This is a genomic window from Paenibacillus sp. alder61 (assembly GCF_020179875.1).
GTDB classification, from domain to species: domain Bacteria; phylum Bacillota; class Bacilli; order Paenibacillales; family Paenibacillaceae; genus Fontibacillus; species Fontibacillus faecis.
Genome location: NZ_JAIUDG010000034.1, coordinates 23,319 through 47,876 on the forward strand (window position 1 = coordinate 23,319; position 24,558 = coordinate 47,876).

Genomic DNA, 24,558 nt, shown 5'->3' on the forward strand with positions numbered 1-24,558 from the left:
TTCAAGCCGGCGAGAGTATAAACAAACTCGTCATCCTCAAACACCATCGGCAAATTGCACGCCTAAACCATATATTCCTTTCTCGTTGCCTCATTGGGGAAGGTCTTCTCAAAATCCCTCATCGTATCTTTTCCTCCATGAGACAGCCAAAGGGTATCTCCGCTCCGCAAATAATTCCGCATCATTTCCTCATGATTTCCAATCAAAGCAAATACATTTTCGGGGTATTTATCAACCAAATCTTTTAGCTTTTTGATCACCCTGCCGCTTTCCTTCCCCCGGTTAATCATATCGCCGCCAATAACAAGCTGGTCCGTCGCAAAGTCAATTTCAGCATGCTTTAGCAATAACTGCCCTTTATACTCACCATGTATATCAGTGATGAAATACTTCATTACGCCACCACCTGTAAGATTTAATTCCCTAATCCAGCCTATTAAAAATAAACTTCCGCACTTCATTCAAGATGGCCTACTGATACGCGTCGTGCCATACGGGTTGCCCGTCATCTGTTCATCTTATGGGCATCTTTTAAGCTAACTGCCCAGAAACGGTCTCCTTACTTACTTACTTACTTACTTACTTCCGCACGTTCCTTCGCCATAATCTTACACTCTCTCCACACTTACATCGTCCGGCTCACGTCTATTTCATTAACGGGAAAATTTCCCGTTAATATACCACTCTTGGCTCTTCAATCAAATTTAGCTGGAAAACCTCCAACTATTTCACGGCCCTATTGCAGATATACACAATTTCAGGCGAATTAGCGGGAGATTTTCCAGCTAATTCACCTCTGCAGCCGCACAAGTATCAAATTAACGGGAAGAATTCCCTTTATTTCGAACCCCCCCCTCCAATCATTAGGGGAATAGGCTTGAAAGGGCAGAGAAAAAGACTGGGGAGAGATCGGGTGAGGATTGATCTTCTGCCAGTCTTTGGTGTTTTAGGGACAGTTATTTTAGTCAGGGACAGTTAGTTAGACATGGGACGGGAATTATTGTTGTTGGAAAAATGACGCTGCCGCAGCGCCTCGTACAGCAGCACCGAGGCGGCCATCGCCACGTTCAGCGACTCCGCCCGTCCGCGCATCGGAATGATGAGGCCGTCGTCCATCAATTCGCGGACTTCCGGACTGAGCCCGCTGCCTTCGCTGCCGAACAGCAGCCATACCGGGCCGGTAAAGTCGTACGCGAAGCAGTTGACCGCCCCCTGGAGGCTCGTGCCGGCGAGCCGGATGCCGCGGCGCTTCGCCTGCGGCAGCAGCTCCGCGAGCTTGCCGTGGACCACCGGCAAGTGAAAGATCGAGCCCATGGTGGCGCGCAGCACCTTGGGCCCGTAGATGTCGGCGCAGCCTGCGCCGACGATCACCCCGTCCGCCCCGACCGCGTCGGCGGTGCGGATGATGGTGCCGACGTTGCCGGGATCCTGCACGCCGTCCAGCACCACCACCAGGCCGCCCGCCTGCCCGAGCAGCGGCTCCGCCCCGCCGTCGGCCTTGCGGACGACGGCGAACACGGGCTGCGGCGTCTTCGTGTCGCTGCATTTGGCGATGACCGCCGCCGACACGGCGATCCACTCCACGTCCAGGCCGGCCGAAGCGGCCTGGGCCAGCTCGGCGGGGATCCCGCCCTCTGCGTCATAACAGACGCATTCGATGTCCGCCCGCGCCTCCAGCGCTTCCTGAACGAGGTGAATTCCCTCGATCAAAAACTTGCCCTGCTTGTCCCGGTGTTTTTTCTCCAGAAGCCCGGCCCATTCTTTGACCCGGCCGTTTTGCGGAGACAGTATCTGCATGAATGGTTCATTCCTTTGTTCAGATTAAAATCGCGGTCCGCTTCCCGTTTCGATCGCGCACAACCCGTTTATCCTCTGCGTTCCCGCCGTATCCGATCAAAACGGAAAAAGCCTGCACTTGCAGGAATTTTTCACTGCGCAGCCAAGCTCCATGATCCCCGGTGCAACGCTATTTTACCTAACCTTACCCTTCCGCATACGCCAATTCCATCTTGGTCAGATCGTTCTTCTCCCCGACGACGACAAGAATGTCCCCTTCGGTGAGACGGTCCGTGGAAGAAGGCGAAATGTTCATTTTCGTCCCGCGCTTGATCGCCATCACGTTGCAGCCAAAACGGGCCCGCACGTTCAGTTCCTTCAGGTTCTGCCCGACCATCGCTTGGGTCACCCGCAATTCGACGATACTGTACTCGTCGGAAAGCTCGATGTAATCCAGCACATTGGGGGATGTCAGATGGTGGGCTACCCGCAGTCCCATGTCCCGCTCCGGAAAAATCACCTTATCGGCGCCGATTTTATTCAACACCTTGCCGTGCAGTTCGTTCTGGGCTTTGACCACGATCAGCGGTCCTCCCAAATCCTTCAAGATCAAGGTGGTCAGAATGCTGGACTGAATGTCCTCCCCAATGGCGACGACCACAACGTCAAAGTTTCGGATGCCGAGGGCGCGGAGCGCTTCCTCATCGGTCGAGTCGGCTGAAACCGCATGCGTGACTATATTCGAAACGGCCTGGGTACGCTGTTCGTCGGAATCGATCGCGAGAACGTCGAAGCCCATTCCGCTTAACGCCTTGGCCACGCTCAACCCGAATCGCCCCATCCCGATGACGGCAAACTGTTTCTTCTCTCTATGAGCCATGATCTGCTTTCACCATCCCGAATCATTTATGGATTGCTATAGTATATCACATTCCCCGGGAAACTTGAATTTTCGCGGACGGTAAGGGGCACATTAACAGCGGACAACTATGACCAAGGAGGGAAAAGATTCATGCCGTCCATTACGATGACATTGCGCGAGGCGATTATGCACAAAATCCACGGCCAGAGCGAGCAAGGGCTGCGCGAAATGATCGAAGGCTCGGTCGATGCCCAGGAAGCCGCGCTTCCGGGACTTGGCGCCGTTTTTGAATTGATCTGGAAAAACATCGATACCGCCCGGCAGAATGAGCTTCTGTCCGTCCTCAAACAGCAGATCGATGCGGCCGACATCAAGCCGTTGAAATAGGCCCTCCCCTTTCCGCAAACGAGCCTTCTGCCGCCGCTTTTGGCGTTCAAGAGGCTCGTTCTGCTTATCCCCCTCACCCGTTTATGGCAAAAAAAGAAGCCGCCCCGGCGGACGGCAAAACGCTAATATCTCAAGTTGCTTAAGGCGCTGTTTCGAGGAACTGGGCGTCCGGATTTTTTTCCATGGCCGTGCGCATCGCATATTCGTTCTCGAACAAGGCGACATAGTTCCCCTTCTTGTCTTTGACGAGCGTCGAGTTGATCCGGAATTTCGACGGGTCGATCTTATCGGCCACGATCCAGCGCGCAAATTGGAAAGGCATGCGCTGAAGCTGAACGTCCACCCCGTATTCGCCCTTCATCCGGTACTCGAACACCTCGAACTGCAGCTGCCCCACCACACCGAGCAGAGTATCTTCAAAACCGACGGTGGTGAATACCTGAATCGTCCCCTCTTCGGTCAGTTGGTCGATCCCTTTTTGATATTGCTTGTGCTTGAGCGCATTTTTCACCGTTACTTTGGCGAAAATCTCCGGCGAGAACGTCGGAAGCTCGTCGAATACAACTTCGCTGCCCTGGCTGAGCGAATCGCCGATCCGGAAAATCCCCGGGTCAAACAGCCCGATAATATCCCCCGGGTAAGCTTCGCTGACGATATCCCGATCCTGGGCCAGGAACTGCTGCGGCTGGGACAGCTTAATCTCTTTGCCCGCACGCACGTGCTTGACGGACATGCCGCGTTCGAACTTCCCGGATACGATACGCAAAAACGCGATCCGGTCGCGGTGCGCCGGGTTCATATTCGCCTGGATTTTGAAGACATAGCCCGAGAACTTCTCGTTCGTCGGCTCCACAAGTCCGTTCGTGCTGCGACGAGGTTCCGGTTTCGGGGCAAGCTGCAGAAAGTTCTCGAGGAATGTCTGCACACCGAAATTGTTGACCGCACTGCCGAAGAAGACCGGTGTAAGTTCGCCGCGCTTCACTTTTTCAAGATCAAACGGATCGCCCGCCACATCAAGCAGCTCGACATCCTGGCACAGTTGGTCATGCAAATATTCGCCGGCCATTTCACGAATCACCGGGTCCGTGTAATCCTTCACCTTGGTGACCTGGATGTTCGAGTGATCGTCCCCTTGGAACAGCTCCACTTGATTTTTCATCCGGTCGTACACTCCGCACAGCTCGCGGCCCATGCCGATCGGCCAGTTCATCGGTACGGAGCGGATGCCGAGCACACGCTCGATTTCCTCCATCAACTCAAACGGGTTGCGGCCTTCGCGGTCCAATTTGTTGATGAAGGTAAAGATCGGGATCCCCCGTTTGGCGCATACCTGAAAAAGCTTGATCGTCTGAGCCTCGACGCCCTTGGCCACATCGATCAGCATGACCGCGCTGTCCGCGGCCGTTAGGGTGCGGTACGTATCTTCACTGAAGTCCTGGTGACCCGGCGTATCCAAAATATTGATGCGATGTCCTTTATAATCAAACTGCATGACGGAAGAGGTAACGGAAATCCCCCGCTGCTTCTCGATTTCCATCCAGTCGCTTGTCGCGTGTTTGCTGGCTTTCCGCGCTTTGACCGAACCGGCCAGGCGGATGGCGCCCCCAAACAAAAGCAGTTTCTCCGTAAGCGTCGTTTTCCCGGCGTCCGGGTGGGAGATGATCGCAAACGTTCTGCGTTTATCCACTTCCTGCTGCAGTTGTTCCAATGCTTTGCTCATTCTCACTTTCCTCTCGCTTCTACAAAGTCACGTCTCTTATTGTAACACATTTTATCTCAACATACGCCACTTCCCTCGCCCGAATCCCGTTACTTTGTCTTTAAAAAAAATTTCCTGAAACTATCGCTGCAATCAAAGCCACCCGTGCGAACGGGGAGTTTTCTCTAAGGCTATAAGCCTTTATTACCGGCTCGCATCTAAAGGCGCTAGCTTTCACTACGTTCAAGCTACAATGCCATTGCCGCTTTTGTCTACCCCTGAAGGGGTACGATTATTACTAGTCCCCTAGTGCCCCTTCAGACAACCTTGATAACATAAAATTCCTGCATATCTGCATGCTTTTTTCCTGTTTGGACTCAAAATTTCTAAATACCTGCAAATCTGCAGGAATTTTTGACGAAACAGCCTCGTTTCTCTACAATTGATGGAAATTCCTGCAGATTTGCATCTTTTTTCGCATTCCCTTGGGAATCGGCTTAAATACCTGCAGATTTGCATCTTTTTGGAGTTGGAAGCTTGGAAGCACACTAGGCACCTCTTTGTATGTGACATATCCCTTCGATTAGCCATTAAGCCACCTTTTCCTTTCGTTATCCATAGTAGCTTGAACACTCCTATATATCGACCCCATCAGGTGGTTCTTTGCTATCAGCAGCGCTACACCACCCGCATAGCAGGTGGTGTAGCGCGCTTCGCGAGCTCAACTGGCTAAAGCCTCAAACAAAAAGCCGCCCCCAAGCTTATCGCTCGAAGACGGCTCGTACACATCTATAGCTAATCTTTCTAAGGTCTAACCCAGACGACGTTGTCCTCTTCCTGACCGTTGACCGGCCACCAGTGGAACCCGTCTTTGGCCAGCAGCTCATCGGCTTCCTTCGGCCCCCAGGAGCCGGCAGGATATTTGCTGATGTCGGCCGGATTTTGCGCCCAAGCGGAAGCGATCCGATCGACGAAAGCCCAGGCCGTCGCCACTTCATCCCAGCGGGTAAAGTAAGTGGAATCCCCGTTAGCCGCGTCATGGATCAAGCGTTCGTAAGCTTCCGGCGAGTTGATGCCGACCTGGCAGCTTTGGCAAAATTCCATGGCGAGCGGTTCGATCTTGGAATCCGACCCCGGCTTCTTCGCGTTGATCTTGATGTAGATGCCTTCCATCGGATTTACGCGGATGACCAGCAGGTTCGGTTCGAGGTTATGCTTCTGTCCGAGATACACATTCGTCGGCATTTGCTTGAACTCTACCACAACCTCCGTCGTTTTGACCGGAAGGCGTTTCCCGGTACGGATGTAGAACGGAACGCCCGCCCAACGGAAGTTATCTACGAATACTTTGGCCGCAAAATAGGTTTCCGTATTCGAATTCGGGTCCACCTTGTCCTCTTGGCGATACCCCGGCAGCTTCTTGCCGCCCGCTTCGCCTTCCGTGTACTGCCCGCGGACGACGTTCTCCTTCACTTCCTGAGCCGAACCGTACGGCCGTAAGGAACGGAGCACCTTCACCTTCTCGTCCCGGATATCTTCCGGGAACAAACGGCTTGGCGGTTCCATGGCGATCATCGTCAGCATCTGCAGCATATGGTTCTGGCCCATATCCCGCAAAGCGCCGGAGTGGTCGTAATATCCGCCGCGCTCCTCGACGCCGACCGTTTCGCTCAGCGTGATTTGCACGTTGGAGATGTGCTTGTTGTTCCAAAGCGGTTCAAAGAACGCGTTCGCAAAGCGGATCACTTCGATATTCTGAACCATCTCTTTGCCGAGATAGTGATCGATCCGATAGATTTCCTCTTCCTTAAAGACCTGGTTCAGCTCTTCATTCAGCTTCTGTGCGGAGAGCAGATCATAGCCGAACGGCTTCTCGATGACCAGACGATGCCAGCCGCCGCTGTTCAGCATGCCGCCTTTCTGCAAGTTAAAGGATACGCTGCCGAACAGCTCGGGGGCAAGCGCAAGGTAGAACAGCCGATTGCCCGGAATGCTAAAGCGCGACTCGACCGTCTCCGTGAGTTCCCGAAGTTCATGGTACCCATCGATATTGTTGATATCCAGCGATTTGTAGGAAAAGTGCTCGGCAAACTGCGCCCAAGCGGCCTCATCCTTTACTTTATAGCGACAAAACTCCTGAATGGAGCGATGGACGTCGTCACGGAATTCTTCTTGTGTGCGCGGCCGGCGCGCTACGCCGATTACCGCGAAATCCTCCGCCAGTTTTCCTTCGCGATATAACGAATATATGGCAGGGAAGAGCTTACGGCGTGCCAAATCTCCGGTTGCCCCAAAAATAAAAAATACCGCTCCAGGTGTTTGCAGTGATTCTAAATTTTCAAATTCAGCCATGGCTCCTCATTTCTTTCTATGTAATATAGTGAATATTTATTCAAATTCCAACCAATGATATGAATTTACACGGCATCACTGGATGTGATGTAATTTTAGCATATTCCTAAAAATGATGCCATCATATTCATACCAAAAATGCTCTGCTTTTCTGAAAATTCATTTAACTTTTATCTAATATTTATTTTTGTCTCATTAATATTCAACTGTCAATAACGGCGAGCCGAGCGAAATCTCCTCCCGGCCGGTCAGGTCGTTCCGATGAACAGCCATCTGCAATGAAACCTGATGGCCGCCGCTTGCGACGGAAATTGCCATGTCCGGAACAGTGTACGAGCGGCTGATCGTCCCTCCGTCCTCATAATCTTCCACTGCCGTTAAATTTAATGCATGCCAGTTCCCTTTTTCCAGGGTCGAGAGACTGCGGTGAAGCGGTGATTGCACCGCTTGTTCCGCAGAAGCCTGTCCTGCCGCCTCCGGGTTGAGTTCCCCCTGCAAGGCGCCATTCCATTGGATACGGACGCCTTCATCCGCCAACGATTCCCCGCTCAGCGCGATCCGTTCCTTCATCCCTCGAACAGCCCCAGCCCCCTGGCCCTCCATACGCAGCACGACATAATAACTCTCGTCTTCCCCGGGGAACTTCGTTAACGTCAAGCTGGAAGCGATCGCTTCCGCGTCGCCCGACGCCCGGTAAACGGTCCGGCCCTGCACCCGCTCTTCCCGGATTCCGCCCAAGCCCAGCCGGGAAGCCAGGGCGCCCGCCGCTTCCTCCGGCGACAGCAGGGTCGGCCACGCCCCCTGCCACTTTGCCGTCCCTTGGAGATCTTCCCGCACGGCCCCTGCGGCCAGTTCCATCAATTGCTCCCATTGAGCCGCGGCCGCGGCGGGAGAATGCTTGTCTCCCATCGCATGATCGGTAACCGCAGGAACCGCCGATGATTCGCCGCGCCCGAGAAAACCGGCGATGATTAGAACCAGCACCAGGGCGCATCCCGCCATCCCCATCATTCTGTTGTTCTTCAATCCGCCCGGCTTCCGCATCGAAATTCCCTCCGCTAATCTAGTAATCTATCATTAGCTTCAGAATGCCCCGCCGGCGGCCGATATATACGTTCGTTTCTCAGCTGACACAATAACAAAACAAAAAAAGCGGACCCCTTCCTTCTAGGTCCGCTTTCCATTCATTCGGCCAGGCCGTTCTTGTAGGCGTAAATCGCCGCCTGCGTGCGGTCTTCCACGCCCAGCTTGGCCAGAATGTTCGTAACATGAAACTTCACCGTCTTGATGCCGATAATCAGATCATCGGCGATATCCTGATTCGATTTCCCTTGAGCCAGAAGACGAAGCACATCCATTTCCCGCTCGGTTAACTCTTCATGAGCCGGCGTCTCCGCTTTCGGCTGGCGGAAACGGTTCATCATCTTGGAAGCCACCTGGGATTCCAGGACGGATTGTCCCCGGACCGCGGCGCGGATCGCCTCCGCGATTTCGGAGGCGCGTGAAGTTTTGAGCAGGTAGCTGAAGGCCCCCGCTTCAATGACGGGATACATCTTCTCGTCGTCCAGGTAACTGGTCAGCACGATGACTTTGCAATCGGGATAGAGTTTCAGCAGTTGACGCGTCGTTTCGATGCCGTCCATTCCTTCCATTACCAGATCCATCAGGACGACATCCGGCTTGTATTCCTGGGCCAGGCGGATGCCCTCTACCCCGCTGCTGGCTTCCCCTACGACTTCGATGCCGTCTTCGGTGCCGAGCACGGCGGCCAACCCGATCCGGACCATCTCGTGGTCATCCACCAGCAGTACTTTAATCATCTTGTCCTCTTCCATCTCCATGATGATTCTCACCTCCGAATTCCTCAATCAATAACGGTACCGTAATTTCTATGCGCGTCCCTTTGCCGGGAGCGGTAATGAACTGGATGGACCCGCCGATCTCGCCGACCCGTTCCTGCATGGTCGACAATCCATAGGAAGCCTGTTTCTTCTCGTCCAGTTGGAAGCCGATGCCGTTGTCGCGCAGCGTAACCTTGACCGCGTCGCCTTTCCGGTGAATACGGATTTCCATCTTATCGGCTTTGGCATGCCGGAGCGTATTGGACATGGCCTCCTGGATAATCCGGAACAGGTGGTTTTCGATCCCCTTCCCGAGATTCAACTCCTCGTCCATTTCCAACGAGAGGTCCATCGGCACTTTCGTTTTCAACTCTCTGACGAGTTCCTTCAGGCCTTGAGACAGTTCCTTACCTTCCAGATACACCGGACGCAAGTGTAGGAGCAAGGCCCTCATCTCCGATTGGGCGACCGATGCCATCTCCTCGATCAGTTCCACCTGGCGCTGCGCCTTGTCAAAATCCTTTTCCAGCGTCCTTCCGACCGCCGTGGCCGTCATGGAGATCGCAAACAGCTGCTGGGACACCGCATCGTGCAGTTCACGGGCCAGCCGCTGTCTCTCCTCCACGATCGCCGATATCCGGGCCTGCTCCGCCAGCTGCGCATTATGGGTCGATAGACGCTGCAGCGAGCTGACCTGCTCCTCCCAGCGTTTACCGATCCGCTCCAGTTGCTCGCCCAGGCCGCCGATCTCGTCGTCGCCCAGTTTGGGGACGGTCCCGGTCTGATTGCCTTTCTCCCATTGCAGCAGCGCGTCCCGCAGCAAGTCCAGCTTACGCTTCTGCCGGTAGCCCTGCAAAAAGCCGAAAGCCGCACCGATGCTCAGCAGCAGGGTAAGCAGCGTCAAGCCCGCGCTGATTCCCGTCTTCCAATTCGTGGAGGGTTCGACATATCCATATGTATAAAGCGTATATACGATGACGGCCAACAAAACAAAACATAGAAGGATCCCCTCCCGCATACTGCGGGAGACCATGTTCCGCGGCTTTCTGTTCCTCATGCGAAGGCGATCCTCCTCTCTAAATTAATCGTATATCAACATCTCCGACCAGATAGGAAATGATTATTTTCACCTTATGTTCGCGTTCCTCATAATTCGGCGATTTCCAGTACAACCGGTTCAGCATTCCCGTCTCCCGGTCCAGGCTGAAATCAATTTGCCCGAACAGGACGAACGCTTCGATCTCAACGCCGTAATCCTCCGAAACCGCCAGGTCGATATCCCCTACGACGCCTTGGAACATCAAGATACTGTCAGGCCCCTCCGAGATGGCCAGCGACATATCGATATCGATCTCTCCAAGCACATGCCACATGCTCGTATTTCTCAGCGTCCAGGGATCGCGGTCCCAGTGAATGCTGGAAGTGATGCTTTGCTTTTGCATATAACCGCCTTGCGGCTGGGTTTTGCGAACTTTCGCATAATAGAGGCCCAGCGAAACCATCAGGATCGCCACGACCAGCATAAAGTGGTCCAGCAGGATCAGCCCTCCGCCCACGGCTAGCAAAATGTACCCGGTGCGGACCTCTTCCCCCTGGCGAATTTTATAAATGCCGTAACCCAAAAGAAAGAGGGCGACAATGGTAAAAAAACTCAGCCATTTGCCAAAAATCATCAATACGCCAAGTCCGATCAACCCGATGGCCAAGAACCTTTTCTTTGTGTCCATGCCGCACCTCCTGCCGGTTCATAAGTCGGAAAAGCCATAACGGTATGGATTCCATACCGCATGGCTTTACCCTGTCTAGCATACCACATTGTCCCATGGACTGTGTAGCTGTTATTCCACGCTTTCTTCGCGCTTTTCGGAAGGATTCAGCTTGGCTTTCAACGCCTCCAGTTGAGCGTCCACTTTCAACTGTTTCTCGGCGTCAGCCGGGCTGATGTAGGACGAGGAAGACGTTCCGCGGTAAACAACGCCGGCCACTTCGGCTTCCGCCTCCATCTGCATGATTTTTTCCTCCATACGGTGGAATCCGAGCGACGCGTTGCCGCTTTCGATCGAATGCAGGCTGCTGATTTGCGACATTTGTTTTCTGGCCTTCGCCATTTGCGCACGGCTTACCAGCTCATTCCGTTTGTTGCGCAGTTTGTAGAACTCATCCTTCATTTCATGGAGCTGCTGCTTCAATTCGTTAGCCTGCGCTTCGGATTGGGCGTGCAGTTCGCTGAATTCGGAATGCTTTTGATCGTAGTGGATCTTTTCTTCCAACAGCTTTCGCGCCACTTCTTCCTGACCGTTGCGGAGCGCCACTTCGGCTTGCGCTTCTCTTTGGGCGGAGATACGAACCGCCTCGTCCAGGCGCTGCTTCATTCTGCGCTCGTTGGCCATTTGTTTCGCTACCGTTACCTCGGCGTCACGGATTTCGGCCTCCATGTCGCGCAGATATTGGTTCAACATCACAATCGGGTCTTCCACCTTATCCAGCAAATCATTTACCGACGCTTTCGTAATATCTTTAATTCTTTTGAATACTCCCATTGTTTACACTTCTCCCTTCTCATATTTAGACAGTTTGTTTCGCAGTTCTTCCAGTTCTTTCTTCATCGCTTTCTTCTCGATATCTTCCATCATGGAATCCAGATTCGAGGCCTCTCCGCCGCCGAACCCGTTCATTCCGGCATTGCTGTAAGGTTGGTTCGCCTGGTAAGGGTTGCTTGCAAACGGCGGTTGATTCGGCGGCCGACGCGAACCGTAGCCATAACCCGGGTTCCCCGGATTGCCGGGATTCCCCATATGGCCCGGGCCGAAACCTCCATATCCGCCGGCTCCTCCGTTCCCCTGCCAACCCTGATTGAAATAGGGATCGAACGGTTCATAAGGCTCTTTGGAGATCACCAAAGAGGCGATTAAGTATATAAAGATGGTCGTTCCGCCCGTAAAGGGCACGCTGATGATCGTCAGGATCCGAAGCGCCGTGGAACTGATTCCGAAGGATTCGCCCAGCCCGCCAAGCAGGCCGCTAACCCATCTATCCCGTCTTGAGCGGTAAATTCTACCCATTCGCGTTACTCCTCCCCTTTGTTATTCAGCTTCTGCTTCAAACGGGAGAGCTCCTGTTCCAGTGTCGATTGGATAACCGATCCGGCCTGGTTCACAAAATCCTGTCCCGCCTTCCGCAGATCGCGCAAGCTGCGAGCCTCCCACTCCATATCGGAAACCCGGTCCTCCAAACGGTTGAACATCTTCGGCACATCCTGCATGCCGTATCCGCTCATCCGCTGATTCATCCGCTGCTGCAGCCGCAGCGTTTCCATTCTGGCATAGTAATACTGCCGCTTGCTGTAGACGACCTGATACTCGGTCTTCAGCTCATGAAGCTGATTTTCCAACTCTTGCAACGATTCCAGGCTTTGTGTATAGAGCTCGGAATATTGTTCAATTTTCTCGTCATAAAGCATCTTCTCTTGCAACGCCAGCTTGGCGAGATGTTCTTCTCCGGCTTTCAGAGCGAGGAGCGCTTGCTCTTCGCGTTTGTTCCGCATCGTTGTTGCCTGATCGACCTGATGTTTCAATTGCTTGGTGTGACCGGCATATTGATGATGCAGTTTCTCGGCCTCGGCAATTTCCTGGCGGGTTTCAATCAGAAACTGATCGATCAGCCGCACCGGATCCTGAGATTGCTCCAGCCGTTCATTTAATGTTGCGACGGTGATATCGCGTACTCGGCGAAATACACTCATGACTTCCTATCCCTCCTACACCTTTCGGTCATTCTTATTTCAATAAAGTGTCTCCATCTATATCAGAAACTACGTCTGCCTCGCAGGGAAGAGATTCCGTACACGATCAATCCGATGCCCAGCACCGGGACGATCAGCCAAGCCAGTTTGGAAATCAGGGAAATCACCCCGAAGAACAGGACGATCCATCCGAAGAAAGCATTACCGCGCCGGATTCCGTAGTAACCGAGAGCGATCATCAAGACCGAAATCACCAGTCCGAATAGGCTGCCCAGGAACGGGGTCAATTTACCCAACAGAATCAAAACGCCAAGGGCAATCAGGATGATCGCAAAACCATTGGGCCGATTGGTTTTCATTTTTCTCACCGCCTCTCATTTGTTCGACCTTATGACTCTATTTTAGGTGGAATACGGTTTGTTCAAAACGGACCGGGGACGGTTTTTCGACCTAGACCTAAGTCGAGGTCCCCTTCCGCCCCGGGATAGACCGGCGTTGGGCTTTGTTTTGCCATTCTTATATTTACAATCGAAATATCTGATAATATAATGATAAAAGCACTAGCATACAATAGAAAACGACAGTTATCGGAGGAGCCTGCCAACATGCGGGCTCTTTTTGCTTTTTTTCGGGGATATTCGGATATTTTCGCCTTTACGAGGAAATGTAAAGCAAGAAGCCGATCGCTGTCGCACTTCATTGGGAGGGGACTATGGAACAACAAGCCATTTGGGCTATCGCCATCTTTTTACTGACTTATGCACTCATTATTTCGGAGAAAATCCACCGGACGCTGCTTGCCATGAGCGGTGCCGTCCTGATGATCGTTCTGGGAATCATAGACCAGGAAACCGCGATCCATCATATCGATTTCAACACGCTCGGCCTGCTGATCGGGATGATGATCATCGTCAATACAACCGCCGAAACGGGTCTCTTCAATTATATTGGAATCTGGACCGCCAAGAAGGCGAAGGGAAATCCATCGACGATCCTTTGGCTGCTCGCGCTGATTACGGCGACGGGGTCGGCTTTTCTCGACAATGTCACAACCATTATCCTCATGGTGCCCGTGGCCTTCAGCATCACCCGACGGCTGCAGGTCAAGCCTTTTCCCTATGTATTCTCGCTGGTCATCGCCTCTAATGTCGGAGGAACAGCAACCCTGATCGGCGACCCGCCGAATATTATGATCGGCAGCGCGGTCAAAGAACTGACGTTCATGGCGTTCCTGCAAAATCTGGCTCCGGTGGCGATCCTTATTATGGCTGTAACGCTGCCGCTATTTATCGCGATTTTTCGCAAGGGGCTGATCACTTCCCCCGAGAACCGTAAAAAAATGATGGAGATGAGTCTGGACGGCCTCATCACGGACCGCAAACTGTTGGTCAAATGCTTGACGATCCTGGGACTTACGCTGCTGGGCTTCTTTATGCATCAGACCTTCCATCTCGAATCGGCGACCGTCGCTTTGGCCGGGGCCTTTATCCTGCTGCTGCTTACCGGCGAGCATGTGATGGAAAGAGCGTTTCAATCCGTCGAATGGCCAACGATTTTCTTCTTCGTCGGCCTGTTCGTCCTCGTCGGCGGTTTAGTAGAGACGGGAACGATTAAGCAGTTGGCCGAACAGGCGATTAAATTGACCGGTGGCGATCCGCTGTTCACCTCGATGCTCATTTTGTGGCTCAGCGCCATCGCTTCGGCATTTCTGGACAATATTCCGTTCGTGGCCACGATGATCCCGATGATCCAGGACATGGGCGGCATGGGGATCACCAATCTGGAACCGTTATGGTGGAGCTTGGCGCTCGGCGCCTGTCTCGGCGGCAACGGCACCCTCATCGGTGCCAGCGCGAATTTGATAGCGGCCGGGATGTCCGCGAAGGAAGGTGAACCGATCACCTTCGTGAGGTTCCTTAAGTTCGGCTTTCCGTTGATGCTCCTATCGGTCCTGATCTCCAGTATTTATATCCTGGTCCGTTACTTTTAATGGTCAAATCCTTTGAGATCAAAGGCATAGTATGCTATCCTTTTAGGTAAGTAACTTTCAAACCAAGGGAGGGATGGTCATGAAGCTTCGAATCAAAACCGTCGCCGGTACGCTGGCCGTCGTTTTGCTCGCCGTCTTTATGATGCTGTCCCTCCCTGTTTTTTCTTCGGCTCCGGAAGCGGAATCGGGCATCGAAAGGGACGCTTATGAAACGAGGCAGGCCGCGCATTCCCACAAAGTGATCCTGCGGCTGAACTCGGGTCATGCCGGCAAGCAGCTCATGGACAGGGCCCCGCTCACGATTGCAGCGGCTTGCGCCTGTATTTTCCTGCTGTTGGCGACCCCCAACGTGCCGTTCCGACCGCTTTTTTACTTATTCAAAAAGCGTATCCTGCTCATGCCGATTAAATTTACGAGTATGTATGTGGCATAAGCCGCACCGTCCGCCGCAAACCCATAACGGGAAACGTGTCGGTCTATTCTTCAACTTTCCATCCCGGTACGGGATACTACCTGAACACTGGAGGCTTGAAACTCATGAATCTTAAAGAAACCGAATTACCAGGCATAGGTAAAAAATTTGTAGTCCAGACGCGCAGCGGGGAAAAGCTGACGATCATCATTCATGATGACGGCCGACGCGAGATGTTTCATTTTGATGAAGAAAATCCGGATGACAGCATCTCCATGGTCACTTTGGATGATGACGAAGCCAGATACGTGTCCGCGATTATCGGCGGCGTAACATATCAGCCGACCGCTTTGGAAAATATCGAAGTCGCTTTGGGCGACCTGATCATCGAATGGTACCGTTTGGAGCCGAACTATAAAGCGATCGGCAAAACGATCGGCGAACTGCGTATTCGTCAACGCTCCGGCGCGACGATTATCGCGGTTATCGAAAAAAATCAGAAAAAACACGTCAATCCGGGACCGGATTTGATGCTAACGGCCGACGCCCTCGTTGTCGTGATCGGCGAACGTCTGCACCAACAACAAATCAGACATATTCTATTGAATGGAAGTGGTTGAATGGATCATATCGTGCTTGAGATCGGCCTGGCGGTCGCTTTGATCGCGGCCGCCGGACTGATCTCCGCAAAACTTCGTCTGTCCGTTATTCCTTTTTATATCATTATCGGGATGGTCGTAGGGCCCCATGCCATGGAACTCGGCCATCTGGATTTCCGCTTTATCGAAAGCGCCCCGTTTATCGATTTTATGGGCCGCATCGGCGTGCTTTTCCTTCTCTTCTATTTGGGTCTGGAATTCTCGGTCAGCCGGCTGATCAAATCCGGTAAATCGATTGTCATGGGCGGAGCGATCTATATCGGGATCAACTTTTCGCTCGGCGTCTTATTTGGTATCGTCTCCTCCTTCCCTTTACCCGAAATTCTGGTCATCGCCGGTATAACCACCTTCTCCTCCAGTGCGATCGTAGCCAAAGTGCTAGTCGATCTGAAAAGAACCGCCAACCCCGAAACGGAAATGGTTTTGGGCATTACCATGTTTGAAGATGTTGTCCTCGCGCTTTATATCTCCGTTCTGTCGGGCCTGATTCTCAGCGGGTCGTCAACGATCGGGGGAGTTCTAATATCGACGGCGATTTCGCTCGGCTATATGCTGCTGCTGCTGTTCGTCGGACGAAAGCTCGTTCCTCTGCTAAACCGCGTATTGAATATTCGTTCCAATGAATTGTTTATTCTCGTCATTTTTGCCGGCCTGTTTCTGATCGCCGGATTTTCCGAAACCATCCACGTCGCCGAAGCGATCGGCGCTCTTCTGCTCGGCCTGGTGCTTGCCGAAACCGAGCATGTCAAACGCATTGAGAAATTCGTCATTCCGTTCCGCGACTTTTTCGGGGCCGCCTTCTTCTTCAGCTTCGGTCTGTCCATCGACCCGATGCAATTGGGCGGAGCGGTCTGGTATTCGCTGGCTGCCGTTATCCTTACCTTAATCGGAAATATTACGGCGGGAATGATTGCGGGCCGCAAAGCCGGGTTGTCGCCGAAAGCATCCATCAATATCGGCCTGACGATTATGGGCCGCGGTGAATTCTCGATCATCCTGGTCAACCTTGGCAAAGCCGGGGGGCTCATGGCTATTTTGCAGCCTTTCGCCGCGCTGTATGTTTTGATTTTGGCGATCTTGGGCCCTTTGATGGCCAAAGAAAGCAAATGGGTGTTGAAGATGTTGGATAAAGTCTTCAAATTCGAACATCGCTACCGGAAACGTCTTGCGCAGAATAAACCGCTGCAGGAGGAAACCTCTTCTTAACCTCGGTTACCCTTCTTCATTCATATAGAAGGATCGAATAACCGGGCCTTACGGCCCCTGAAAGGGGGGAGTTCGCTTGAAAGCCAAACTCGCCACCGATTCAGCCGTCAAGCTCCGGCGCTTTAGGAAGATAAGGAACCTGCCCTTTACCCGGTTTTTCGGGGTCATGACCGGGGCGATTCTCGCAGCCGCGGGGCTGGAGCTGTTTCTGATGCCGCACGGCATCGTCGTAGGCGGAATGACCGGATTATCCGTTCTGTTCGCCTTAACCGCAGAAATGAAATTGGGGCTGTTTCTTTTCCTGCTGAATTTACCGTTGATTCTATTGGAACGAAAAAATATCGACGCCCCGTTCGGCCTGTTCACCGTTTGCGGGCTGCTCGTATTCTCGCTGGGGACGCTGGTCCTCCATCCCTCCCCCGCTTTAACGGGCGACCCGCTGCCTGCGGCTCTGCTCGGTGGACTCTGTCTCGGATCGGGGCTGGGGCTCGCCCTCCGTTTCGGCGGCGCGTTGGATACGGCCGGGCAGACCGTGGAGGGGTTGCCCCGAAAGCAGCGCCAGCTTTTCCCGTTCGAGGGCATGAGGCTGCTGCTGAATTGCACCATCCTGCTTGCGGCCGGTTTTCACTTCGGCTTCGAGCAGGCCGTTTACTCGGTGACCGCTTATATCCTCGCCCATGAATCGATGAAAATTCTGCTGCGGGGCATCCGCCTGCAAGTGCGGGTACGGATCCAAACGGACCGTCCCGCCGAAATTCAGGAGCGGCTGATGCTTTACTTAAACCGCGAGGCCGTTACGGTCCAAGGCCAAAGTGAGGAGAAGACGCCGGGCCAGTTGGAGTGCCTATGCCATTATCTGGAGCTCCCTCGGCTGAAAGCCCTCGTCAAAGACGGCGACCCGGATGGCGAAGTCACCGTGGAACCTTGAAATAGGATTGAAGAGCCGCAGGTCCAATGACCTGCGGCTCTTTGATATCCTCGAACGCTAAGCTCCTACCTTTTAAAGCCTCGATCCTTCAATAATTTGATGAATATTCCGCCGACGACGCTGCGGTGCTGAAAATTCAGTTGACGGGCGCTCTTCGTGTCGTACCAGTCCGTAAACGGCACGCGGTCCATTGTCTCGTGCAGCGCCTTCCAGAGCGGTTCCACCAAATGGATGAATGCTTCCCTTTCCGTTGTTAGCGCAGCGGCCCAAACGAGCCAATCGGCCTTTGTATACGTCTCCCTGCTATCCAGGGGAACACCGTAACCATTTTGTGTTTTGGCGTACCAGGCTGTCTCGGTTCGAGCGATCTCCTCGTCAAAAATCCGCGTCTCGAAAATCTGGTCCCAGATCAGATTGTACTTTAAACTCCAGGTTCCGTCCTGACCGAAAGCGAGCTTGGCATGGTCCCCGTCTTCGGCCAATTCCGCCCATGTTGCCGCCATCTCCCGGGCTGTCTTGGAATAGTGCTCCGACTCGGAATGGCGCCCCTGCAATTCCAATAGAATCGCATAGCCGGCAACCCCCATGGCCGCCTTGACCGACAGGTTGGCGTTCCGGGCCAGGTGACCCGCGAAATCATCCGTACAGAGCTGGTTTTCGGGATCAAGCCCGTGCTCGCACAAATAATCCGCCCACCGCTTCAGCAGCGGCCTGTAGGGATCCAGCCAATCAAGCCGGCGGTCGGCTAAGCCGACGGCAGCGGCCATAATCAGCATGTTTCCGCATTCCTCCACGGGCATTTGCCCCTCCAGCTTGTTCTCCGCATACACCTGACCGTTCGCCAGCGGGTATTGGCCGACATCATGAGGAGCGAACTCAAAAGGCCAGGCCTCGCTCGCGGCATACTTGAAGATCGGCCGCATCATGCCGCGTACGAGTTCGGGCTGATAGAGCAGGAACAAAGGGATCGAAGGATAGCTGACGTCCACGGTGGCGATGCAGCCGTTGCTGTAGCATTCCTTGGACATGAACAGAACCTCCCCGTCCGGGCCCGTCACCAGCTTATGGGCGGCGATCGCCTGACGGTAAGCCAGAGCAAGCAAATCGGCGTATTTTTCTCCGCCGGACCGAGCGGCCTCTTCCCTCAGACGTTGATCGAATAAGCGGCAGCGCCGCAAGAGGTCGGGCGCTTCCGCGAAGGCGGCCTCCAGCATCGCCGGGACGGTCGTTCCGTTTCTTTTCCAATAAGCCTGGAGCTTCTCGCCGAAATACTCGATCGCATAAACATCATCGTAGGCCAGCACCACCACCCGGGAGAGGGCTTCCTCCCCCACCTCGCCGCAATCCCAAAGCTGGCCGAGGACGGGATAACCGTCGCGGACGGCTCTAGGCTGGGATATTTCATAAGCGTGCGGATCATCGATCCTCCCCTCCCTTACAAACCGCTTGCGCAGCCCGGCAGACCCGGCGAAAACGGAGGCCGATTCCCCAGCCTGAACCGCCAGGTACAGGGTTCCCCAGTCAATCCGCAAATCGTCTCCCGACCGGTTCAGATAATTCTGTGTTTCATGGCTCATCCGAACTAGGTCAAGTCCGCTCGGATTCTCGCTTTTTTGCCAAACGACCCGCTGGTCGCTCCTGTCCACGCACCATTCCCCGGTCACATCCAAATAGAGCTGGACCCGGTGGGGACCGCCGTCCAGGGAACGAACGGTTAATTGGATATAGGAAGCGGGACGCGACAACACTTCCAGATCGTCCGGCAGCAGAGGCGTCGTAAAGTTCACTTCCAGCGCTACGCCGCCCCCTGCAAACCGATAGGCGGTCGTCAGCGCCGTAACCTCCAGTCCGGTCTGTTCCATCGCCGCCGGCTCGGTATAATACCTTTCGGCGCTAGGCTCGACCCTTCCGGCGAAACGGTAAGGCTCGCCGTCAACCCTGATCAGGCCGGTTAGCGCGTTCCGCTGCCCGGTCCAGTGCCGGGTATAATCGTCCGTGAGCCGATCCGCCATCGACCAGACGCTGAAATAAGGATCCACCGTAACCAAAGGGACGGCGGGCGGACGAAAGCCGCTTTTCATGGGTCATCTTCCTCTCTCATTCCAATTTAATTCCGAGGATGCTGTGAGCGTTAACATAACGCCGGCTTCATAGCCTCCCACCTCCCCACTAAGACTTCGCTAGTTCTACACGGATGGTTTTGATTTCAAACGGGGTAAAATCCAACTCCACTTCGCGTCCGTTTTTCCCAAGAACCCGGATCGGCGCCTCCATCAAATCCGTTTCCTCAATGACGCGGCAATCGAATCCCAGTTCTAGTGTCCCGCGGGCCGCCGTTCCCGAGGTTTCGTATAATCTCAAGATCAAATGGCCGCTGTCCTCCGCCTTTTTGACAGCCTCCACCATAACGTTGTCGGCATGAAGCCGCAACAATGGGCCGGCCGTGCGCGGCGGCTCGGATACCGCCGTTCCGTCACCCATCGCCGACGCTTGAACGGCTCGCAGCGGGATATTCAGCTCGTAGCCTTTTTTGTACACCTCCGCCCGGATAAAATTCCCTTGGTGCGGATGCAGGGCATACGTAAACCGGTGCCGGGCCCGGTCCGCCGTTTCATCCGGGTAGGACGGACTGCGCAGCAGATTGATATCGATAACGTTCGCCTCCGCGCTATGTCCGTACTTGCAGTCGTTAAGCAGCGCCACCCCGTAATCGGGCTGGGAAAGATCGATAAAATGATGGGCGCAAATTTCGTCCTGCGCCATCTGCAGCAGCGTGTTCCGGGTAGTCGGGCGCTTCAGATGGCCGAATTGAATCTCGCAGTTGACCTGATCGCTGGCGACGTTTAAAGGGAAAGCCGCGCGCAGCATTTTACCCGTTTCCCGCCAATCGGCTTCCGATTCGAAGATCACGGCGCTTCCGCCTTCGTAAAGCATGATTTTTTGCCGGATCGTCGATTCGCCGAAGCGGTACTCCTGTTCCATGACGGCCCGGGGCCCGTCGATATAGGCTTTGGCTTGTTCGAGCTTCATCCGTCCCGCCTTCATCTCGCGGTAATCCCGGGGAAAATCCCACGCATCCCCGTCATCATGGTACACCGTTAACATATTGCCGCTTCCGCCCGGTTGAAGAGCCTCCCGTCCGCAGGTTTTGTCGTAAACGGATTGCAGACCCCCGTTTTCATCGAAACGAATCGACAACCGGTCGTTTTCCAGCCATCCGTCGGCTGCCCGTAACACGGATAAGGCCGGTTCTTCTTCCGCCGTTGTAGGCAAAGCCGCTTCCAGAGGAAGATACCCCATTGCCGGAACGCTCACCTTGTGCCATCCGCCCTCCCATTGCACCCAATCCTCGCGGTCCCAAGGCAGGGAGTTGAACAGCACCGGCCTTCCCGGCTCCGCAATGAAGCCGGCGATTTCTCCATAGGTTTCGTCCAGCATCGCCTCCACCTCCCGATACAGCTCGGCATACCGGGCCAGCGACTCCTCAAACACCCGCGTAATCGAGGAACCCGGCAGAATGTCGTGGAACTGGTACAGCAGCGTTTCCTTCCAGATCCGCTCCAGCCGCTCCACGGGGTACGCGGCCCCGGTCAGAGCCCAGGCCAGAGTAGCCGCGAATTCCAGTTCGCGGAGCGCTTTTTCCAGCTTGCGGTTATACCATTTGTTGCGGGCCTGGCTGGTCAGCGTCCCCTGATGTTTCTCCAGGTACAACTCGCCCTTGTAGGTTTGGAACCGCTCCGCTTCCCGTTCCAGCCGCCGAAAGAATGCCAGCGAAGATTCCTGGATCACCGGCGGGAGGCCCAGGAGATCCCGTTCCCGCGCCAGACGCTCCAGATGCTCCTCCCCCGGACCGCCACCGCCATCGCCGATGCCGAACAGCATCAGCGCATGCTCCGATACGCCTTTGTCCAGATACCGCTGCTCGATCTTCATCAGCGATCTTGGCGCGGCCGGACTGTTGTACGTATCCTCGGGAGGCAGATGGGTCAGCACTCGCGTCCCGTCGATGCCTTCCCATAGGAAACTATGGTGCGGATGCGTATTGTATACGCTCCAGGACAGTTTCTGCGTCATCATGTAATCGACGCCGGACTTCCGCAGCAGCTGCGGCAGACTTCCGGTATAGCCGAACACGTCCGGCAGCCACAGCACCTTCATGTCCTGCCCGAACTCCTCCCGGAAAAAACGCTTGCCGTAAAGGATTTGTCTAACCAATGCTTCGCCGCCGGAAATGTTGGTGTCCGGTTCAACCCACATCGCTCCTTGCGCTTCCCAGCGCCCTTCTCGGATTCGCTCCTTGATCCGGCCGTATAATTTCGGATAATGCTCCTTCATCCAGGCGTACAATTGCGGCTGGCTGGCGCCGAACACATAATCGGGGTACTTCTCCATATTGCGGAGCACGGTCGAAAAAGTCCGCGCCCCCTTGCGGATCGTTTCCCGGATCGGCCACAGCCAGGCAAGGTCGATGTGCGCGTGGCCAATCGCGCTTACCGTGATGGTGGGATCCCCGCCCCGCTTGGCGAGCTGCGGGGCAACTTTGGCTTTGGCGTTGTGGACGGTCTCCTCATCGATCACCGCCAGCATATTGGCGGCTTCATACAAGCTTTGCACGATTTGCGCCCGTCTCGAGCCGGCTTCCGGCAATTGCTCGGCCAGCTCGATCAGGACCTCAAAATCGTAGTAAAGCTCCCGGACCGGCTCCCGGCAAACGGCGATATCCGCTTCCTTCAGCGTGCCGCCCCGAAATCTGCCGAACAGGTCGTTGTTGCCTCCGTCCGCCCAAAGATCGATCACCTCACCGCCCGCCGCCGGGAAGGCGACGTCGACCACCCGTTTTCCTGGGAGCCCCAGGCTGAAATCAAATTCGGAATTGATATTGGTCAATCCCTGCCTTGGCGTACCTTCCTCGTCAACCAGGCACAGTTCTCCATTAACATCGATCAGAAGGACCACCTTTTTCCCGGCCAGTTCCCCGGGAACGGTACCCTGAAAACGAAACCAGGCGCAGCCCCATAATTCCCCCCAGGAATCACCCGGCTGCAGTTCCAGTCGTTCACCGATCATCCGGTCCGCATAGGGCACCGGTTCCGGAGTAACCCAGGCCGTCACCCGCAAGGGCGTCACCGTCCGGTAAACGGCTTTGCGCAGCGCCGTTAATCTTTGTTTCGCTTTTTGCAGCATAATTCGATCGGTTTCATACGGCATTTCGAATCACTCTTTTCGTTCATTGAATTTGAAGGGGTTATTTGGTGATCGCCTCCGCCTGCTTTTGCGCCTCATCCAAAATCCGCTTGACGTCTCCGTTGGTCATGATCGACTTCGTCACGGCATCGCCAAAGATTTGCCACACCTTCGAGCTTTCTTTGGCGAAGGTTGGAAGTCCCTGCACGTTTCCCGCCATCGCCAAATAGTGCTGGTACATTTCCGGATGCGCCTTTTGATAAGCTTCGGATTCGGCGACCGCTTTCAGCACCGGCGATCTTACCCCCGTATCGGCAATCAGCGTTTGGATTTCCTTGCTGTACATCGCCCGGATGTATTCAAAAGCCGCTTCCTTGTTCTTGGCTTCCTTCGGTACGGAATGGAACGCCGCCCCGATCGTAATATTGCCGGCCTTCCCGCCCTCGGACAGCGGAATGGGCGCCATTCCGTAATCGATGCCGAGTTGCGCGCTTTCGATCGCCCGCCAAGGCCCGTCGATGATATAGGCGGTTTGCTCCTTTTTGAAGGCGTCGAAATAAGCGCCTTCATTCGTGTTGACCATCAATCCCGCGGGGTGGTCGGCATTGAGCCGCTTCAAAAACTCCACGGTTTCCACATTGCTGTCGCTGTTGAAAGCGGGCTGCCCTTGTTCATCCGCAAACCCTCCGCCGTTGATCACCAGAAGGGTACCGTACCTCAAGTAGCCGCCTGCGTTCGTGCCGGCATAAACGCCTCCCCCGTAGAACTTTTTGCCGCCCGCTTCCGTTACCTTCTGCGCATTGGCCGCCAGCTCCTCCCATGAGGCGGGAGCTTTATCGGGGTCAAGACCCGCTTCCCGTACCAGCTTCTTGTTCCAGAACAGGCTGTTCACCCCGGGTTGGGAGGCGAAACCGTAAATTTTCCCGTCATACTCCATCGGCTTCCAGGCGGCCGGCGCGATAGTTTCGCGGATTTCCTTCGCCATTTCCTCCGGGAACGGCTCGAGGAGCCCCTGCTGGGCGAAGCCCGGCATTTGCGTTTCGCCGACGATGATATCCGGCATGTTCTTAGCCAGGAATCCGGCCGTCTGCTTTTGAATCAGCGGCTCGCCCCAGCCCCAATCCTCCGTCTTTACCGTAATATGTTTGGCCTGCAAAATATCGTTCATGATCGACTGGTAGAAGTAAGGGAACACGCCCGGTTTGGCGGGCTGCCCCGGAGTATACGTGAAATCTCCCTCCGTGATTCGCGGGTTTTGCGTTTCATCGGCAATCAGGGATTTCTTCTTCTCGGGAAGAAGCGCGGACAACTCGCCGACACCAATGGCGACGGCGCCTTCGTTCAGCACCGTGATCGTAGTTCCGGACGCTCCCGGACCCGGTTTCGCCGCTTCGTTCCCCGCCCGCTCGTTTTCTCCGGAATTCCCTCCTGCGTTCCCGCTCCCCGAAGAAGAGCAGGCCGACACCCCGATGGTCAACATCATCGCCAGCGCGGCGGCCATCCATTTTTTCGATCTCATA

The 24,558-nt window shown here is 54.6% G+C and carries 22 protein-coding genes; 6 read left to right on the plus strand and 16 right to left on the minus strand.

The features are described 5' to 3' along the window. Positions 1–62 precede the first annotated feature (62 nt). From LBW89_RS25745 to LBW89_RS25755, 3 genes are all read right to left on the minus strand, one after another. A complete protein-coding gene (locus LBW89_RS25745) occupies positions 63–395 on the minus strand; it encodes a metallophosphoesterase (RefSeq protein ID WP_225040804.1) in 333 nt (110 codons plus the stop codon). 580 nt (positions 396–975) lie between these two features. Further along, positions 976–1,797 (minus strand): TrmH family RNA methyltransferase, encoded by an 822-nt coding sequence (locus tag LBW89_RS25750; protein WP_148451095.1) that lies wholly within the window; start codon positions 1,795–1,797, stop codon positions 976–978. Positions 1,798–1,981: 184 nt separating this feature from the next. Then, on the minus strand, positions 1,982–2,656 hold the full coding sequence (locus LBW89_RS25755) for a potassium channel family protein (protein ID WP_148451096.1): 675 nt from the start codon (positions 2,654–2,656) through the stop codon (positions 1,982–1,984). Between the two features lie 132 nt (positions 2,657–2,788). Here LBW89_RS25755 and sspI point away from each other — a divergent pair, with 132 nt between their 5' ends. Then, on the plus strand, positions 2,789–3,025 hold the full coding sequence (sspI, locus tag LBW89_RS25760) for a small acid-soluble spore protein SspI (protein WP_148451097.1): 237 nt from the start codon (positions 2,789–2,791) through the stop codon (positions 3,023–3,025). A 139-nt stretch (positions 3,026–3,164) separates the two neighbouring features. Here sspI and LBW89_RS25765 read toward each other — a convergent pair whose 3' ends face one another. From LBW89_RS25765 to LBW89_RS25810, 10 genes are all read right to left on the minus strand, one after another. Further along, a complete protein-coding gene (locus tag LBW89_RS25765; protein WP_148451098.1) occupies positions 3,165–4,745 on the minus strand; it encodes a peptide chain release factor 3 in 1,581 nt (526 codons plus the stop codon). Positions 4,746–5,528: 783 nt separating this feature from the next. Then, positions 5,529–7,076, minus strand: coding sequence for a glucose-6-phosphate dehydrogenase (gene zwf / locus LBW89_RS25770; protein WP_148451099.1), 1,548 nt, complete (start codon positions 7,074–7,076; stop codon positions 5,529–5,531). A gap of 195 nt (positions 7,077–7,271) precedes the next feature. After that, positions 7,272–8,120 carry a YwmB family TATA-box binding protein gene (locus LBW89_RS25775; protein WP_225040805.1) on the minus strand — a complete coding sequence of 283 codons (849 nt, stop codon included), beginning with the start codon at positions 8,118–8,120 and terminating at the stop codon, positions 7,272–7,274. A gap of 140 nt (positions 8,121–8,260) precedes the next feature. Further along, positions 8,261–8,917, minus strand: a complete 657-nt coding sequence (locus tag LBW89_RS25780) for a response regulator (RefSeq protein ID WP_373317710.1) — start codon at positions 8,915–8,917, stop codon at positions 8,261–8,263. After that, positions 8,889–9,974: a sensor histidine kinase gene (locus LBW89_RS25785; protein WP_148451101.1), complete on the minus strand. Its 1,086-nt coding sequence runs from the start codon at positions 9,972–9,974 to the stop codon at positions 8,889–8,891. The genes LBW89_RS25780 and LBW89_RS25785 overlap by 29 nt, the downstream gene beginning before the upstream one ends. A gap of 19 nt (positions 9,975–9,993) precedes the next feature. Further along, on the minus strand, positions 9,994–10,644 hold the full coding sequence (liaF, locus tag LBW89_RS25790; RefSeq protein WP_148451102.1) for a cell wall-active antibiotics response protein LiaF: 651 nt from the start codon (positions 10,642–10,644) through the stop codon (positions 9,994–9,996). 111 nt (positions 10,645–10,755) lie between these two features. Beyond that, positions 10,756–11,457 carry a PspA/IM30 family protein gene (locus LBW89_RS25795; protein WP_148451103.1) on the minus strand — a complete coding sequence of 234 codons (702 nt, stop codon included), beginning with the start codon at positions 11,455–11,457 and terminating at the stop codon, positions 10,756–10,758. Between the two features lie 3 nt (positions 11,458–11,460). Further along, positions 11,461–11,979, minus strand: a complete 519-nt coding sequence (locus LBW89_RS25800) for a PspC domain-containing protein (RefSeq protein ID WP_148451104.1) — start codon at positions 11,977–11,979, stop codon at positions 11,461–11,463. 5 nt (positions 11,980–11,984) lie between these two features. Then, the gene (locus LBW89_RS25805; RefSeq protein ID WP_148451105.1) at positions 11,985–12,659 is read right to left on the minus strand and encodes a PspA/IM30 family protein; all 675 of its coding nucleotides are present in this window, start codon (positions 12,657–12,659) and stop codon (positions 11,985–11,987) included. A gap of 62 nt (positions 12,660–12,721) precedes the next feature. Then, positions 12,722–13,018 (minus strand): LiaF transmembrane domain-containing protein, encoded by a 297-nt coding sequence (locus LBW89_RS25810; RefSeq protein ID WP_148451106.1) that lies wholly within the window; start codon positions 13,016–13,018, stop codon positions 12,722–12,724. A 353-nt stretch (positions 13,019–13,371) separates the two neighbouring features. On the opposite strand from LBW89_RS25810, the gene LBW89_RS25815 reads away from it, so the two are divergent. The 5 genes from LBW89_RS25815 to LBW89_RS25835 all read left to right on the plus strand — a co-directional run bounded on the left by LBW89_RS25815 (position 13,372) and on the right by LBW89_RS25835 (position 17,854). After that, on the plus strand, positions 13,372–14,649 hold the full coding sequence (locus LBW89_RS25815) for an ArsB/NhaD family transporter (protein WP_225040806.1): 1,278 nt from the start codon (positions 13,372–13,374) through the stop codon (positions 14,647–14,649). 79 nt (positions 14,650–14,728) lie between these two features. Continuing rightward, positions 14,729–15,082 (plus strand): hypothetical protein, encoded by a 354-nt coding sequence (locus LBW89_RS25820; protein ID WP_225040807.1) that lies wholly within the window; start codon positions 14,729–14,731, stop codon positions 15,080–15,082. Between the two features lie 104 nt (positions 15,083–15,186). After that, entirely contained in the window at positions 15,187–15,681 is a 495-nt protein-coding gene (locus LBW89_RS25825; RefSeq protein WP_148451109.1) for a cation:proton antiporter regulatory subunit, read from the plus strand. Further along, a complete protein-coding gene (locus tag LBW89_RS25830) occupies positions 15,682–16,926 on the plus strand; it encodes a cation:proton antiporter (protein ID WP_148451110.1) in 1,245 nt (414 codons plus the stop codon). Positions 16,927–17,002: 76 nt separating this feature from the next. Then, positions 17,003–17,854 (plus strand): YitT family protein, encoded by an 852-nt coding sequence (locus LBW89_RS25835; protein ID WP_225040808.1) that lies wholly within the window; start codon positions 17,003–17,005, stop codon positions 17,852–17,854. Between the two features lie 65 nt (positions 17,855–17,919). Here the strand turns inward: LBW89_RS25835 and LBW89_RS25840 are convergent, their stop codons facing one another. The 3 genes from LBW89_RS25840 to LBW89_RS25850 all read right to left on the minus strand — a co-directional run bounded on the left by LBW89_RS25840 (position 17,920) and on the right by LBW89_RS25850 (position 24,557). Then, entirely contained in the window at positions 17,920–19,935 is a 2,016-nt protein-coding gene (locus LBW89_RS25840) for a glutaminase family protein (protein ID WP_225040809.1), read from the minus strand. An 88-nt stretch (positions 19,936–20,023) separates the two neighbouring features. Then, a complete protein-coding gene (locus LBW89_RS25845) occupies positions 20,024–23,062 on the minus strand; it encodes an alpha-mannosidase (RefSeq protein ID WP_225040810.1) in 3,039 nt (1,012 codons plus the stop codon). Positions 23,063–23,099: 37 nt separating this feature from the next. Continuing rightward, positions 23,100–24,557, minus strand: a complete 1,458-nt coding sequence (locus LBW89_RS25850; RefSeq protein ID WP_225040811.1) for an extracellular solute-binding protein — start codon at positions 24,555–24,557, stop codon at positions 23,100–23,102. Position 24,558 lies beyond the last annotated feature (1 nt).